Annotated in this window: 13 protein-coding genes; 5 read left to right on the top strand and 8 right to left on the bottom strand. The window is 64.8% G+C overall.

Annotation, left to right across the window (positions count from 1 at the left end):
* Positions 1–8: 8 nt before the first annotated feature.
* From flgK to QA645_RS15085, 4 genes are all read right to left on the bottom strand, one after another.
* Positions 9–1,892 (bottom strand): flagellar hook-associated protein FlgK, encoded by a 1,884-nt coding sequence (flgK, locus tag QA645_RS15100; protein ID WP_283051187.1) that lies wholly within the window; start codon positions 1,890–1,892, stop codon positions 9–11.
* Between the two features lie 34 nt (positions 1,893–1,926).
* Positions 1,927–3,759 carry a flagellar hook-basal body complex protein gene (locus QA645_RS15095; protein ID WP_283051185.1) on the bottom strand — a complete coding sequence of 611 codons (1,833 nt, stop codon included), beginning with the start codon at positions 3,757–3,759 and terminating at the stop codon, positions 1,927–1,929.
* A gap of 190 nt (positions 3,760–3,949) precedes the next feature.
* Positions 3,950–4,462 carry a peptide-methionine (R)-S-oxide reductase MsrB gene (gene msrB / locus QA645_RS15090; protein WP_283051184.1) on the bottom strand — a complete coding sequence of 171 codons (513 nt, stop codon included), beginning with the start codon at positions 4,460–4,462 and terminating at the stop codon, positions 3,950–3,952.
* Between the two features lie 86 nt (positions 4,463–4,548).
* The gene (locus QA645_RS15085; protein WP_283051182.1) at positions 4,549–6,009 is read right to left on the bottom strand and encodes an FAD-binding oxidoreductase; all 1,461 of its coding nucleotides are present in this window, start codon (positions 6,007–6,009) and stop codon (positions 4,549–4,551) included.
* A 110-nt stretch (positions 6,010–6,119) separates the two neighbouring features.
* Between QA645_RS15085 and QA645_RS15080 the strand changes: the two genes are divergently transcribed.
* The 3 genes from QA645_RS15080 to QA645_RS15070 are packed head-to-tail and all read left to right on the top strand — an operon-like array spanning position 6,120 to position 7,615.
* Positions 6,120–6,656 carry a histidine phosphatase family protein gene (locus QA645_RS15080; RefSeq protein ID WP_283051180.1) on the top strand — a complete coding sequence of 179 codons (537 nt, stop codon included), beginning with the start codon at positions 6,120–6,122 and terminating at the stop codon, positions 6,654–6,656.
* A gap of 56 nt (positions 6,657–6,712) precedes the next feature.
* Positions 6,713–7,138 (top strand): universal stress protein, encoded by a 426-nt coding sequence (locus QA645_RS15075; protein ID WP_234679478.1) that lies wholly within the window; start codon positions 6,713–6,715, stop codon positions 7,136–7,138.
* Positions 7,139–7,153: 15 nt separating this feature from the next.
* Positions 7,154–7,615 (top strand): hypothetical protein, encoded by a 462-nt coding sequence (locus QA645_RS15070; RefSeq protein ID WP_283051174.1) that lies wholly within the window; start codon positions 7,154–7,156, stop codon positions 7,613–7,615.
* Between the two features lie 135 nt (positions 7,616–7,750).
* Here QA645_RS15070 and QA645_RS15065 read toward each other — a convergent pair whose 3' ends face one another.
* Positions 7,751–7,987, bottom strand: coding sequence for a DUF1127 domain-containing protein (locus tag QA645_RS15065; RefSeq protein ID WP_128958298.1), 237 nt, complete (start codon positions 7,985–7,987; stop codon positions 7,751–7,753).
* A gap of 186 nt (positions 7,988–8,173) precedes the next feature.
* Here QA645_RS15065 and QA645_RS15060 point away from each other — a divergent pair, with 186 nt between their 5' ends.
* Positions 8,174–9,517: a PLP-dependent aminotransferase family protein gene (locus QA645_RS15060; RefSeq protein ID WP_254132609.1), complete on the top strand. Its 1,344-nt coding sequence runs from the start codon at positions 8,174–8,176 to the stop codon at positions 9,515–9,517.
* Between the two features lie 11 nt (positions 9,518–9,528).
* Here QA645_RS15060 and QA645_RS15055 read toward each other — a convergent pair whose 3' ends face one another.
* Positions 9,529–10,128: a YdcF family protein gene (locus QA645_RS15055; protein ID WP_283051168.1), complete on the bottom strand. Its 600-nt coding sequence runs from the start codon at positions 10,126–10,128 to the stop codon at positions 9,529–9,531.
* Between the two features lie 65 nt (positions 10,129–10,193).
* On the bottom strand, positions 10,194–10,781 hold the full coding sequence (locus QA645_RS15050; protein ID WP_283051166.1) for a hypothetical protein: 588 nt from the start codon (positions 10,779–10,781) through the stop codon (positions 10,194–10,196).
* A 60-nt stretch (positions 10,782–10,841) separates the two neighbouring features.
* On the opposite strand from QA645_RS15050, the gene QA645_RS15045 reads away from it, so the two are divergent.
* Positions 10,842–11,276, top strand: a complete 435-nt coding sequence (locus QA645_RS15045; RefSeq protein WP_254132612.1) for a hypothetical protein — start codon at positions 10,842–10,844, stop codon at positions 11,274–11,276.
* A 6-nt stretch (positions 11,277–11,282) separates the two neighbouring features.
* On the opposite strand, the gene QA645_RS15040 is transcribed toward QA645_RS15045, so the two are convergent.
* Positions 11,283–13,682, bottom strand: a complete 2,400-nt coding sequence (locus tag QA645_RS15040; RefSeq protein ID WP_283051164.1) for an EAL domain-containing protein — start codon at positions 13,680–13,682, stop codon at positions 11,283–11,285.
* Positions 13,683–13,743: the final 61 nt, after the last annotated feature.

Genomic DNA, 13,743 nt, shown 5'->3' with positions numbered 1-13,743 from the left:
CCTACTGATTACCCTTGAGCCTGGATCAACGTATTCATCATGCTCTGCACCACCGACATGACATGGGCGTTGGCGGCATAGGCATTCTGAAGCTGGATCAGGTTCGACATCTCCGAGTCCAGATTGACGCTGGAGGTCGAGTTGAACTTGGCCTGCAGCGTCGAGACCACGACGCTCTGGCCCTGTTGGAGGGCGGTCGCCTGGGTCGAGGCGTTGGCCTGAACGCTCAGGAACTGCTGGAGATAGTTCGAGACGCTGCCGGTGAACGGCTGGCTGGCCGAACCGAGACCGGTCTGCGGTGAATAGGAAAACACCGTGTTGGTGAGCTGCGAATAGAGATAGTCCGAGCGCGTGGTGTCACCGGTGGGCGTCACCGGCGAGGTGCTGTAGATCGACAGCCTTGTCGGGTCGGTGACCAGTGACGGGTTGACCGAAATGCGGCCGGCAAGGCCGGTCATCTGCGAACCCGACGCCGTGATCGCACCTGTGTAGAGCGCCGTGCTGCCGTCGGTGAACAGCGGCAGTTGCGGGCTGCCCGACGTCAGCGACGAGATCGTCTTGGTGGCGGCCGACGAATTGACCTTGGCGAGACCGGTGCCGTCATCGGTGATCCGCAACGTCGTGGCGGTAGCCGGCGACGGGGCGGCGGAAAACGACAGATGCGCACCGGAAAGCGTGGCACTGAGCGCCGACGCGATCGCGCCCATGCCGGCGGAGAAATTGACTCCAACTTGCATCGGATTAGCGTTAGCAGCGTTCTGAAGCGGCAAAGCCGCCGGATCGGTGACGTTGACCAGCGTGATCTGGCGCTGCGTGTTGGTCGTTGTATCCGTGTAGGTAATGTTGACGGTGTTGCCGGGCGCCGCACCCGCGAGGTCGACGTCGAAGCCGGCCGGCGGGCCCGCAACCGCGCTGCCTGCCGTGGTCTTGTCAGACAGTGCGCTCGACATCGTCGCGGCGAGCTGGTCGACCTGGTTCTGCGCCTGCACCAGCGTCTGGTCGCGCAGCTTGAGATCGGCTGCGATCTGGCCGGAGGAGACAACGTTGTTGGCGACGACGTCGAGCGATGATCCGTTTGGCAGCTTGATGGTCAACGCCCCCACACCGGACTTGGTCGGATCGACGTTGTAGAGCGAGGTCGCCGAAAGCGTGCCGGTAGATGCGAAGGAGAACTGCGAGGCCAGTCCCGCGCCGACGAGCTGAATGCCGGTGGTAGTGTAGATGTTGGCCTGGTTTGATCCGTCGGTGGTGACACGAACGTCGACGAATTTCGACAGCGTGTTGATGGCCTGGTCGCGCTGGTCCATCAACGATGCGGCGGATGGATCGCTGGGAGCCAACCCCTGGAGCTTGGTGTTGATGTCGGCGATCTGGCTCATCGCCGCGTTGGCCTGCTGCGATGAGGTGCCGAGATCCTGCTCGACATTGGAGCGCAGCGACTGGATGCCCTTGGTGGTGACGTTGAGCTGCGTCGCCAGCGACTGCGCGGCACCGAGCGCGACCGTTTGCGCCGACGACGAGCCTGCGCTGGTCGAGAGCGCCTGGAGCGAAGAGGTGAAGTTGTTCAGCGCGTTTTCGAGCGTGCCGCTGTTGCCGGGCGTGCCATAGACATTCTGAAGCTGCTTCAGAATGTTGGCCATCTGGTCGGCATAGCCGCTGCCGCCGGTCTCGGTGCGCAGCTGGTTCTGCACATAGCTGTCGATGTCGCGGCTGACGCCGGTCGTCTTCGCAGTCGAGCCGAAGTCACCGGTGGTGACTTCGATCTGGTTCGGCGTCTGGGCGACGTAACCCGGCGTCTGCGAGTTTGCGACGTTCGACGAGACGATCGACAGCGCGGCCTGGTTGGCACGCAGACCGCTCATCGCACTGGCAAGGGCTGAACTCAAACCCATCTTACTTGCCGCCTTTGGTTACGTTACGCGCCGATCAGCGCAACACGTTGAGGAGATCCTGGACCATCGAATTCGCCGTCGTGATCACCTTGGTGTTGGCCGAATAGGCCTGCTGGGTCACGATCAGCTTGGTGAATTCGTCGGCGATGTCGGTGTTGGATCCCTCTAGGGACGAGCCGCTGATGGTGCCCGAGGCGCCGTCGATCGCCGGACCAGACTGATCGGTGACGGCATAGGCGCCGCCATCCAACGCCTTGAGGTAGTTGGTGCCATTGAAGTGCGACAGCGACACCTGAGCGAGGTCGAGGTTTTGGCCGTTGGAGAAGGTGCCGACTACAAGGCCGTTGTTGTTGACGGCGACCGAACGGAGCTGGCCGGCGGCGTAGCCGTTCTGCGTGATGGTGTTGATGGTGACGGCACCGCTGGTGCTGGCATATTGCGTCAACCCACCCGAAGAGATGTTGAAAGCGACCGAGCCGAGTGATTGGCCGCTGACGCTGACGTTGTTGATGGTGATGCCCGAGCCGGTCGGCGTGGACAGCGAACCGTCGCTGGCAAAGGTGAAGGTCTGGCCGCTATTGACCCAGCCGACCGTCGTACCGGTCGCGTTCGGGTCGGTCTGATAAAACAAGTTCCAGCTGTCCGTATGTCCTGTGCCCAGTGCCGCGCTGTCGGTCTTGGCCCAGCGCAATTGCATGTTCACGGGCGTGCCGGCCGCGTTGTAGGCCGTCACGGCACCGCCGCTGATGGATTCCTTGGTGAAGGTCGCGATGTCGTTGCCGATCACCGTCCCGGTGCCGGCCGTGCCGCCGCCGTTGCGCGCCTTGGTCACCGGGCTCGTGAATCCGAGCGCTGAGAACGCGGGCGCGGTGCTCGTGATGCTGAGATCCTGCGCCGTGCCTGTGTGGAAGGTGATGGCGCCGGTCGAGGCGTTGATGGTCGGCTGCACGCCCGTGGCGGTCCCGATCGCCGTGAGCAGGTCGCCGACTGTATCGTCGGCGCGGACGTGGGTTGCGTCCTGCGCGCCGGTGCCTGCTGCAGTGATAGTGATGGTAGTCGCGGGCGAGGTGCCCACGACGATGGTGTTGCCGGCGACGAAGTTCGACGTCAGCGAGTCGCTCGGCGCGGTGCCCGACAGCTTTGTTGCAGTGGTGATCGGCACTGGCGTCGTATTCTCGTTGTGGACGGACGTGCCGGTGATCGTGGCATCCGAATAGGGCGTCGCCGGCGTGCCGATCGGCAGCGGGTTCGCCGCGAAGTCGGACGGATTAAGACCACCATTGGCCAAGAGCGAACCGCTGGCCGCCGTCGAACTTGCCACCGTGTTCGGCTGGGTCGGAAGGTTCGCCGCATACTGAATCGCGGTGGTCGCCTGAGCCGGAACGAAGTTGTTCTGGAATTGCAGCACCGTCGGCACGTTGCCGGTCGGGTTGCCGGTCTTTGGATCGACCGCGACGCCCATCAAATAGTAGCCGGCACCGTTGACGAGGTTGCCGTTGGCGTTGACCTGGAAGTCGCCGCGGCGGGTGTAATTCGTGACGCCGTTGAATACCGGCACGTTGTCGACGACGCCGGTCGCCTTCTGCACCGAGAAGAAGCCGTCGCCGGTGATCGCCATGTTGGTGGCGACGGTGGAGGACGAGATCGTACCCTGGGTGGTGATGGTCGCCTGCGCATGCGCAGTGACGCCGCCGGCGACCTGCTTGCTCGGCACGGAGGCGTCCGGGATGAGATCTTCGAATGAGGTCCCGATGCCCTTGTAACCGGTGGTGGACGAGTTCGCGATGTTGCCCGAGATGTTCTGAAGCGCGTAGGACTGCGCCTGCAGGCCACCCACCGAGGTGTTCATTGCATCGAAGATACCCATAACTTTGTCTCCAAATCCGATCTCGGCGGCCGGCAGACCATGGCCGCAGTCGGAGGAGACGTCGCAAGGCCTATGCCAATGCGGGTATTCTCAGGAAATCAATGACTTAAATAGACATGCCCCGGTCGGATGACCGGGGCATAATTGCCGGACCGGCAACAATTGCCGGGGAAACACTTCATATAACGCCCTAAGTCGCCGACGGCGCCGCGGGATGAAACACCAGCCCGAAACCGTCGATGCAGTAGCGCAATCCGGTCGGCTTCGGACCGTCGTCGAAGACGTGGCCGAGATGGCCGCCGCAGCGCCGGCAGTGCACCTCGGTGCGCACCATGCCGAAGGTGCGGTCCTCGGTCTTGCCGACATTGCCCTCGATCGGCTGGTAGAAGCTCGGCCACCCCGTGCCGCTCTCGAACTTGGTTTCCGAGGCGAACAGCGGCAGGTCGCAGCCGGCGCAGGCGAAGGTGCCCTTGCGATGCTCCTTCAAGAGCGGGCTGGAGCCCGGCCGTTCGGTGCCTTCCTTGCGGAGGATCTCATATTGCTGCGGGGTGAGCTGGGCCCGCCACTCGGCGTCGGTCTTCTCGATCTCGAACTTTTGTGCGGCCTTCTCTCCAGCCTCAGCGGGTGTTCCCCTCAACCAGCGGAAGGCCGAAAGGCCAAACAGACCGGCGACGGTCGTCAACAGGATGCGGCGGTCAAACATGTCTTTCTCCGTGCGCAGGAAGTCCACGCCCTGAGATACGGATTCTAACGGCGGACGTTACACTTCCAGGCGGGATTTTTCTCAACTTATTGCGAGACGCCTTGGTCTTGGGGGACCGGTTCCGCCTGCTCCGTCGCTGGCGGCTGCGGTGCCGGAGCCGGCCGCGGCCGAACCCCGGGCGGCGGACGGCGCGGACCGGTGCCGGCAGCCCGATTGGCCTCGGCCAGCCGCGCCTCGCGTTCCCTATCCTTGACCCGGGCCCGTTCGCGATAGCGGGCGAGCGACCCCGCGGCGGCGGAACTTGCCCTGCCCCAAACTCCGACCAGTTGGCCTGCGACCCGTCCGGTGGTGCCGCCGGCCCAGACCAGCTCGAACGGCGAGAACAGCTTCCAGCGCTCGTCGCCCCACAGGATGCTGCGTGCGATCAGCTGCCCGGCCATGGCGGAGGTGTTCATGCCCTGGCGGCCGAACCCGCTCGCCACCCACAGACCTTTGCGCAGCTGGCCGATCTGCGGCATGCCGTGCACGGTCTGGCCGGTGGCACCGCCGAAGGTGTCGGTGATCTCGACATTGCCGAGCTGGGGAAAGATCGTGCGGATCCGCCGCTTGACGGCGCCGGCAAATCGCTGCGGCCGCGCCGCCCAGGTCGTCTCCGGGCTCTCCCACATCAGGCGATCGCCATCGACGATGCGGAAATGATCGACGCCATCGGAATCCATCACGGATCCCTTGAAGCCGATGATCTCGTGCACGCGCTCGCCGAGCGGCGCGGTGATACCGGCATGGCGCCAGACCGGTAGCAGCGTCTCCGACAGGCGCCGCAAGGGCGCGCCGAGATGAATGTTGCCGGCAAGCACGATGTGCGTGGCGCGCAGCCGCGCCGACGGCGTGACGATGCGCTTGCGGATACCGGAATGATCGATGCTGACGACCGGCGTATCCTCGAAGATGCGGGCACCGGCGCGCCGCGCCAGCACGGCAAGGCCATGCACATATTTGCGGCCGTCGACCTGGAATGCTTTGGGATAGTAGATGCCGTGGAAGTAACGATCGGTCTTGAGCGCCTCGCGAACGCGATCGACCTGCCAGCCCTCGACCTCGGTGTCGAAATCCTCGTTCAGCATCTGGAGCCGGCTGATCAGCCGGTCGCCGGCATCGACGTTGGAGACTTCCAGAACGCCGTCGGTGATGCCGATGCCCGGCATGTTCTCTTCGGTGGCATTGGCGCGGACGAACTCGGCGCCCTCCTTCGAGAGCGTCCACAATTCGCTGGCGTCCTCGAAGCCGATGCGCTCGATCAGATCCGTGAGCGGCAGCGCGAAGCCCGGCGTCACGGTGCCGAGCTGGTTGCCGGAGGCGTTCCAGCCGATATGGCGGCCCTCGAGCACCGCGACGCTGGCCCCGAGCCGGGCCGCCTCCAGCGCAATGGAGAGGCCGGCAAGCCCCGCCCCGATCACGCAAATGTCGGCGTCGAGATCAAACGACAGCCGCGCACGTTCACGAAAGCCGGCTTCTTCCTGGGACACGCTTGTGAAAGTCTCGCTCATGTCGTTTTGTCAACGGAGCAATCTTCTTAAAGGACCAATCGGGCGCTTGTCACCTTGTCCTCAACCGGCGCCTGTAGATTATTCTGGACGTGGAACGATTCGAGAATGCCATGCGCCGTTTGATGCTGCTGCGTCACGCCAAGACCGAGACCGACGCGCCGAGCGGCCGCGACCAGGACCGCCGGCTCGACGACCGCGGCCAGCGGGACGCCGCCGAAATGGGCGACTGGATCGCCGCTCACCCGCCCGTGCCCGAACTCGTGCTGGTGTCGCACGCCGTCCGTGCCCGGCAGACCTGGGATATCGCCTGGCAGGCGATGAAGGACCGCGTCGCAGCACCGCAGGTCGAGATCCTGCCGGAACTCTACGGCGCCGATCCCGCGCAGATCCTTGAAACCATTCGCACTGCAACGATTCCGGCCAATCCCAGGCAGTTGCTGCTGGTCGGGCATAATCCGGGCATGCACGAGGCCGGCCTGATGCTGATGGGCAGCGGCGATCCGGCCGGCGCCAAGGCGCTTGCCGGCAATCTGCCCACGGCGGGGCTTGCGGTCCTCGACTTTGACGTCAAGGATTGGGGGGACGTGGCCTACCGCCGCGGCAAACTGGTGCTGTTCGTCAGCCCCAAGTTGCTTCGACTGGGATGAGACGCGCGGGCGCCGTCTCGACCGGTTGATGCAGCTTGGTCACTAGGGAGGCGCAGATGTTCAAGTCCATTCTCGTGCCCATCGACCTCGCCGACACCGACCTCGCAAAGCCTGCGATCGCGACCGCGACGACGCTGTCGCAGAACTGGAGCGGATCGGTCCGGCTGCTCAACGTGCTGCCGATGACGCCAGTGATGCTCGCCGAATACGTCCCGGCCGACTTCGACGAACAGCAGCGCCAGACCTCGGAAGAGGCGCTCGCCATCGTCGCGCGCGAATCCGGGATCGAGGCATCGCACATCTCAAGCGTCGTGCGCCAGGGCGGCATCTATCACGAGATCCTGGAGGAAGCCGCGCACATGAAGGCCGACCTGATCGTCATGACCTCGCATCGGCCTGCGATGCGGACCTATTTCCTCGGCTCCAACGCCGGGCATGTCGTGCGCTACGCGAAGTGCTCGGTGCTGGTGGTGAGGCACTGAACTCGGAGCAATGTCGTGAAGCAATGGTGGCGGAGATGGACCTACGAGGTCCCGCTCGCAATCGGCGATGCACTGTGGGAAGTGCTGGTGGTGCAACTGGCCGCGCTGCTGGACAGGCTGACGGTGCGGAAGGTCGTCGCCTTCATCCCCGTCGTCATCCTGATAGGCGCCTACTACCACAGCATCCCGATTCCGCCGGAACTGATGCTGATCGGCGACTTCCTCGCCTATATCGACATCTTCTCGGTGCTGTTCCTGATCGGGGTACTCAGCCGCGTCACGACGATCTTGTTCGTCGTCAAACAAGCGGCGGCACGCGTCGCGATGCTCGCAGGCCACGTCGCCGCGCAGTTGCAGCGGCTCGATGTCCGGCATCGGCGCACGCGCAGCGCTCCGGCGAGGCCTCGCCGCAGGCCTGATCGGTCCGAGGACGATCGAGCCTATGGCGGCGTGTGGGGCCAGGTCGCGCTGGCTTGATTACGGTCTGGATTATCCGCTGCGCTCGCAATGACGATGCGGCGGCTGTTGCGGGCTAAGACTCCGCTCTCGTCTCCCGGCTCTGCGCCGCAACACCAAGGCGTTGCAGCGCGTCCGGGGCGAGAGCGAAGGCACTCACAGATACCGCGTCAGCTCGGCCTTGAACTGGCCGTAGACGGCGTCTTCGATCTGGCTGCGGTTGATCCCGATGTCGCGCAAAGCGCGGTCGTCGAGCTCGTTCAGCGTCTTGACGGCGGAGCGGCGCTCCAGGCGGTCGAACAGGGCATAGGCGGCGTTGACGAGCGTGGCAAAAAATCCGCTCGACGAGGATGGGCGTAAACTCCGCCCGGCAGTTTGCGAGATCGTGGTCATGTTTCTTCTCCGGCCTTTGGTCCTGCGCGGCGAAGCGGATGCCGTTGGCGCAAATGCCTTAAGCATCTGCACCTCATTTGCCATCGGATTGCTCTCGCTTTCCTCGGCTCAATCGCGGACCTTGATGGAACTTAAATGCTCCAGTACATTGCTCGGAGCAAGGAAAACATTGCTCTCGGTGCAATAATGTCCAAGTTCGAGTACGTGAAGCTTGCGGATGCCATTGCCGCAGATATCTCTAAAGGCACGTTAAGACCCGGCGACCGGCTGCCGCCGCAGCGCAACTTTGCCTATGACCGTGGCATAGCGGTCTCGACCGCGAGCCGTGTTTATACGGAGCTGCTGCGCCGCGGGCTCGTGGTCGGCGAAGTCGGGCGCGGCACCTTCATCTCCGGCGACATCAGGCGCGAGGTCGAGACCGTCACCGAACCGCGTGATGCGCGCATCGATTTCGAGGTCAATTATCCGTTATTGCCGCAGCAATGGGCAATGATCGCCAAGAGCCTCGCCGGGCTCGAACGCGTCGACGCTTTGGAAGCCGTGCTGCGCTCGTCGACCAGCACCGGCACCAAGAGCGCACGCAATGCGGCTGCCGCCTATCTCGCGCGCAAGGATTTCACGCCGCAGGCCGAGCAGATTCTATTCACCGCCAACGGCAAGCAATCGCTCGCGGCCGCGCTCGCAGCGCTCGTGCCGACCGGCGGACGTTGCGGCGTCGAGGCGCTCACCTACCCCTACGTCAAGAGCATCGCCGCGCGGCTCGGCATTACGCTGGTGCCGATCCCGATGGACGAATTCGGCGCGCGGCCCGACGCGATCCAGAAGGCGCATCGCGAAGCGCATCTGTCGGCGCTGTATCTCCAGCCCATCATCCAGAATCCGCTCGGTGTCACCATGAACGCGACGCGACGCGCCGACATCATGCGCGTTGCCGAGAAGCTCGACCTCACCATCATCGAGGATACCGTCTACGGTTTCCTCGCCGACGACACGCCGCTGGCGGCGCTGGGGCCGGACCGCTGCATCGTGCTCGACAGCCTCTCGAAGAAGGTCGCGCCGGGTCTTGCGCTCGGCATCCTCGTCGCGCCTCCTCACTTGCGCGAGAGCGTCATGAGCGCGGTCCGCACCGGCGGCTGGATCGCCTCGGGCCACGCGCTCGCATCCGGTCAGCGATTGATGGCCGACGGTACCGTCGCCGAGCTGACACGGCTCAAGCGCATCGACGCCGCACGTCGCCAGCAGACCGCGGCACGACTGCTCGCCGGTTACCAGATCGCCGCCGATGCGCGCTCCTATCATCTCTGGCTGACGCTGCCGCCGCACTGGCGCTCGCAGACATTCGTTGCCGCGGCGGCCCGGCGCGGCATCGCGCTGACGCCGTCCTCGACCTTCGCGGTCGCGCATGGCCATGCCCCGAACGCCGTGCGGCTGGCGCTCGCCCCGCCCTCGTTCGAGCAACTCGATTCCGGCCTGCGCACGATCGTATCGCTGCTCGGCACCAAGGAGGAAGATTTCGACTCGACGGAGTAGCCCCTCGCCGGTCAACGCTCCGGCCATTCGGCGATGAAGCCTCTCGCCTTGTACGGCCCGATCTTGTCCCATTCGTGCAGGACACGACGACGAAATTCATCGTCGGTATGCCAGAGCGTGCGTGGCGTCGCAAAACTGTCGACGGTGAGCAGCAGCTTCGTCACCTCGGGCCAATGCCGGTGCAATGTCATCGGATAGCGCCGCGCGGTCCAGGTGTTGCCGAGGCAGATCACGCTGCGGATATTGTGCAGTCCCAGCGCCGCATCGATGATCGGCAGCGAGAAGATCACGTTCTCGCCGGTGTTCATCGCGCGATGCTCCTCGAGAATCCGATCCCCCGGAATGCCCGCATCGACCATGGCCGCCTTGATGATCATGCACTCGGATTGCTCCGAGCCGGGCGTTGCGCCGCCGCTGACAATCGACCAGCGGAAAGAGCCCTCGCGCCAGAGCCGCGCGGCGGTTTCGGCGCGCAGCACCACGTCCTCGCGGGTGCCGAACAGAAACAGCAAGTCGGCCGGCTGAAGCGGCGTATCGATCAGATGGGTGCGATTGATCTCGGCGATCTCGTCCGCCGTCGGCAGGCGCGTACTGCGATTCCCAACTGTCATCGCGGCACGATGCGGGACCGGCGCGCGGCTGCGAAGTCAATTTTGATTGCGGCCGGTTACGAGCGCTAGGGCAGCAGGCCAGCCGGCAGCCGATCAAAACTGTAGCTGCGCGGCTGGTTGCGCCGGACGAAGCCGCCGACTTGCCAGGCGAATAACGCGGCAAAGCCGAGGATGAACAGGAGACCGGCGACTTCGCCGATCATCAGCGCGCGGATCAACAGTCCGGCCATCGCCACGGCCAGCACCGCGAGGAACGCCAGCACAGCCGCATAGGTCTTGCGGCCGAGGCCTGCGGTCAGCGCGGCGCGGCTGCCGGCCTTCGCCATCCGCGCGTGCAGCTCGACGAGAAAATCGCGAAACCCGCGGTCCTGCGGCGCCATCAGCGCCGCGGTCTGCCAGCTCGTCGACAGGATCGCGATGCGACCGCCGCTGGCACGGCTGACATCGGCGCGAAAGCGATGCTGCTGCATCGAAACCGGTCGGAAGGACAGCCGGATTGCACTGATCTCATCATAGCGCCAGACGCCTGAGCGGCCGGCGATGTGCCAGGACAATCCCTCATCGGTCAGCTCGAAGCGATGTGCCGAGCCGATCAGCGACGCCTTATATGCGTAGCTCGTGACCCACCGCCCCTTCCCGTCCGAAACCTGCATCACTCAATCCCGTCCGCGATCCGCTTGCGCGACCGCCCTCCCCCATCCTACAAGCAGGGCATGGCTGAGACGACCTATTTCCCGCGCCACCTGATTCTCGGGGCCGCCATGATCTCGGGCGTGCTGCTCGCGCTCGCGGTGCACATGTTGGGTGCGCGCTACGGGCTCGACCTCGGCGGTCTCTGGCGCTCGGACACGCATGAGTTCATGCCGACCGGAGCTGCGATCGCCTGGTGGCTGATTGCGACCGTCGGATTCTCCGGCGGCTATTTCACGGCGTCGTTGATGCAAAGCGCCGTCTCCGGCCAGATCCCGCAGCGGATGCGTCAGTTCCTGATCGCGGTCGGCGTGCTCCTGCTCGCCGGCGCCGGACAGGCCGCCTCGGCGCCGAGCCCGATCCCGACCATTTCCGGCGTGCTCGCAGGCCTTGCGGCACTGTGTCTCGGCGCCGTGATGGCGTTCTGCGGCGCGCATTTCGCGCTGCGCCGCGGCTAGGCCTTTTCAGGCCGAAGCGCGTAGCCGCGGCCGTTCCAGCATCATCGCGACATCGGAAGCGGGCCGCGGCATGCTGAACAGATAGCCCTGCGCCTGGGTGCAGCCTTCGCGCCGGAGCAACTCGAGCTGCGCATCATTCTCGACGCCCTCCGCCGTGGTGACGATGCCGAGGCTGCGGCCAAGACCGGTCACGGCGCGGATGATCGCGACCGAATCCTCGCGCGTGGCAAGCTCGGACACGAACGAACGATCGATCTTGATCTTGTCGAACGGAAAGCTGCGCAAGTAGCTCAGCGAGGAATAGCCGGTGCCGAAATCGTCGAGCGAGATACGCACGCCCATGGCGCGCAGATCGTGCAGCGTGGTCAGCGTCGCCTCGCTGTTCTGGAGCAGTACGGATTCGGTAATCTCGAGCTCGAGGCGGCTCGCCGCGAGCCCCGATTTCTCCAGCGCCTCGGTCACCGATGCAATCAGGTTCGGATTCTTGAACTGCACCGGCGAGAGGTTGACGGCGACGCCGACGTCATCCGGCCAGGTCGCAGCATCTGCGCAGGCACTGCGCAACACCAGCTCACCGAGCTGGATGATCAGGCCGGTTTCCTCGGCGAGGGGAATGAAGTTGAGGGGCGAGATCAGGCCGCGCTGCGGATGGTTCCAGCGCATCAGCGCTTCGAATGCCACCACGCGATCGCTGGCGACGTCGCGGATGGGCTGATAATACGGCTGGAATTCATCGCGCTGCAGCGCCGCCCGCATATCCATTTCCAGCAGGCGCCGCGCCTGCGCGCGCGCGTCCATGCCGGTCTCGAAGAAGCGATAGGTGCCGCGGCCGTCCGCCTTGGCGCGGTACAGAGCGAGATCGGCGTTCTTCAGCAGCTCGTCGGGATTGCTGCCGTCCTGTGGCGACAGCGAGATGCCGATCGAGACGCCGATCACGATCTGATGGTCGTCGATCGCGTAAGGCGCGGAGATCACCTCGACCAGACGGCCGGCGAGCGCCCGCGCGGCAGCCTCTTCCGAGCGACCGATCTGGACCACGGCGAACTCGTCGCCGCCGAGGCGGGCGACGGTGTCGTGTTCGCCGACGGTGGCCTTGAGCCTGCGTCCGACTTCCTTCAACAGCGCGTCGCCAATGGGATGGCCGAGCGAGTCGTTGATGTCCTTGAAATGGTCGAGGTCGAGGCAGAGCACCGCGAGCTGGTCGTTCGCGCCCGCCCGACGCAGCCCCTGCTCGAGCTGCTCGTGGAACAGGACGCGGTTCGGCAGATTGGTCAGCGCATCATGGCGCGCCATGTGCGAGATCTTGGCCTGCGCCTCCAGCCATTCGGTGATGTCCTCGAAGGTGGCGACCCAGCCGCCGCCCTGCATCGGCTGATTGACGACACGGATCGAGCGCTCGAACCGGGTCACGACCTGGCTGGTCGTACGGCCCTCCCGCGCGTCGGCGACAAGGCGCGCGAAGAATTCGTTTGCATCGCCCTGCCACTGGCCTTTGGCCTGCTCTTCCCGCAACACGTCGACGAGCAGCCGGCCGGTGAGCGGAATGTTGGTGCGACCGAGCATCGCGGCGTAGCGCTCGTTGAACAGCTGGATCTTGCCCTCCGCATCGAACATGCACAGCCCCTGCGACATGTTTTCAAGAGCGGTATCCAACACGACCTGCTGGCGTCCGATCTCGCCCTTGGCGCGACGGTCGAGTACGGCGGCCGCGAGCGCGATGACGAGAATGGCAGCGGCCGCGCTGGCGGTCAGGATGGACAACGACGCCGGCGGGATCGAAAGACCACTGATCACGAGCGTCGGATCGGGCGTCAATTCCAGTGCGCCCATCGCGGTGAAATGATGAGAGACGATGGCAACCGTCAACAGGATCGTCGCGGCAATCGCGTCGGACAGGCTATCGCCTCGTCCCGCGACGTGCAGGGCGAACGATCCAAACAGGATGCCGAGCACGATCGAGACCGTCACGGTTCCGGTGGCCCAGCCGACATGGGCGGGAATCTCGAACGCCATCATGCCGGTGTAATGCATCGCGGCCACGCCTGCGCCAACGACGGCGCCGCCGACAGCGACCAGCCCCCTATGCGTGGACGAAACCGAGATGCTGAGACCGATGAAGGTGACTGCGATCGCAAACAGCAGCGACAGGATCGTCACGGGAATGTTGTAGGCGCCGCCGGCGCCCGGCCCGTAGGCCTGCATCGCGATGAAATGGGTTGCCCAGATACCGCAGCCGGCCACCATGGCATCGAGCGTGATCCACACCAGACGCGCCGACCCGCTCGCAGCACGCGCGCGGTGAAACAGGCTGATTGCCGCCGCGCTGGCGAGCAGACATACCACCCCGCCGAGTGCGACCAGGCGCAAATCATGCTGGTCCGTGAGACAAAACAGAACTTGATACATTGCCGGCCCCTATTCCATCGGGCACTAGAACCGGCAGAAATGGACAGTCGGTAACCGGCTA

It is taken from the genome of Bradyrhizobium sp. CIAT3101 (assembly GCF_029714945.1).
Lineage (GTDB): Bacteria > Pseudomonadota > Alphaproteobacteria > Rhizobiales > Xanthobacteraceae > Bradyrhizobium.
The sequence above is the reverse complement of the archived record's forward strand: the minus strand, read 5'-3'. Positions and strand labels throughout refer to the sequence as shown.

Coding starts and splice junctions, on each gene's coding strand:
- flgK (WP_283051187.1), bottom strand. CDS start 1,892: ATGGGTTTGAGTTCAGCCCTTGCCAGTGCGATGAGCGGTCTGCGTGCC.
- QA645_RS15095 (WP_283051185.1), bottom strand. CDS start 3,759: ATGGGTATCTTCGATGCAATGAACACCTCGGTGGGTGGCCTGCAGGCG.
- msrB (WP_283051184.1), bottom strand. CDS start 4,462: ATGTTTGACCGCCGCATCCTGTTGACGACCGTCGCCGGTCTGTTTGGC.
- QA645_RS15085 (WP_283051182.1), bottom strand. CDS start 6,009: ATGAGCGAGACTTTCACAAGCGTGTCCCAGGAAGAAGCCGGCTTTCGT.
- QA645_RS15080 (WP_283051180.1), top strand. CDS start 6,120: ATGCGCCGTTTGATGCTGCTGCGTCACGCCAAGACCGAGACCGACGCG.
- QA645_RS15075 (WP_234679478.1), top strand. CDS start 6,713: ATGTTCAAGTCCATTCTCGTGCCCATCGACCTCGCCGACACCGACCTC.
- QA645_RS15065 (WP_128958298.1), bottom strand. CDS start 7,987: ATGACCACGATCTCGCAAACTGCCGGGCGGAGTTTACGCCCATCCTCG.
- QA645_RS15060 (WP_254132609.1), top strand. CDS start 8,174: ATGTCCAAGTTCGAGTACGTGAAGCTTGCGGATGCCATTGCCGCAGAT.
- QA645_RS15055 (WP_283051168.1), bottom strand. CDS start 10,128: ATGACAGTTGGGAATCGCAGTACGCGCCTGCCGACGGCGGACGAGATC.
- QA645_RS15050 (WP_283051166.1), bottom strand. CDS start 10,781: ATGCAGGTTTCGGACGGGAAGGGGCGGTGGGTCACGAGCTACGCATAT.
- QA645_RS15045 (WP_254132612.1), top strand. CDS start 10,842: ATGGCTGAGACGACCTATTTCCCGCGCCACCTGATTCTCGGGGCCGCC.
- QA645_RS15040 (WP_283051164.1), bottom strand. CDS start 13,682: ATGTATCAAGTTCTGTTTTGTCTCACGGACCAGCATGATTTGCGCCTG.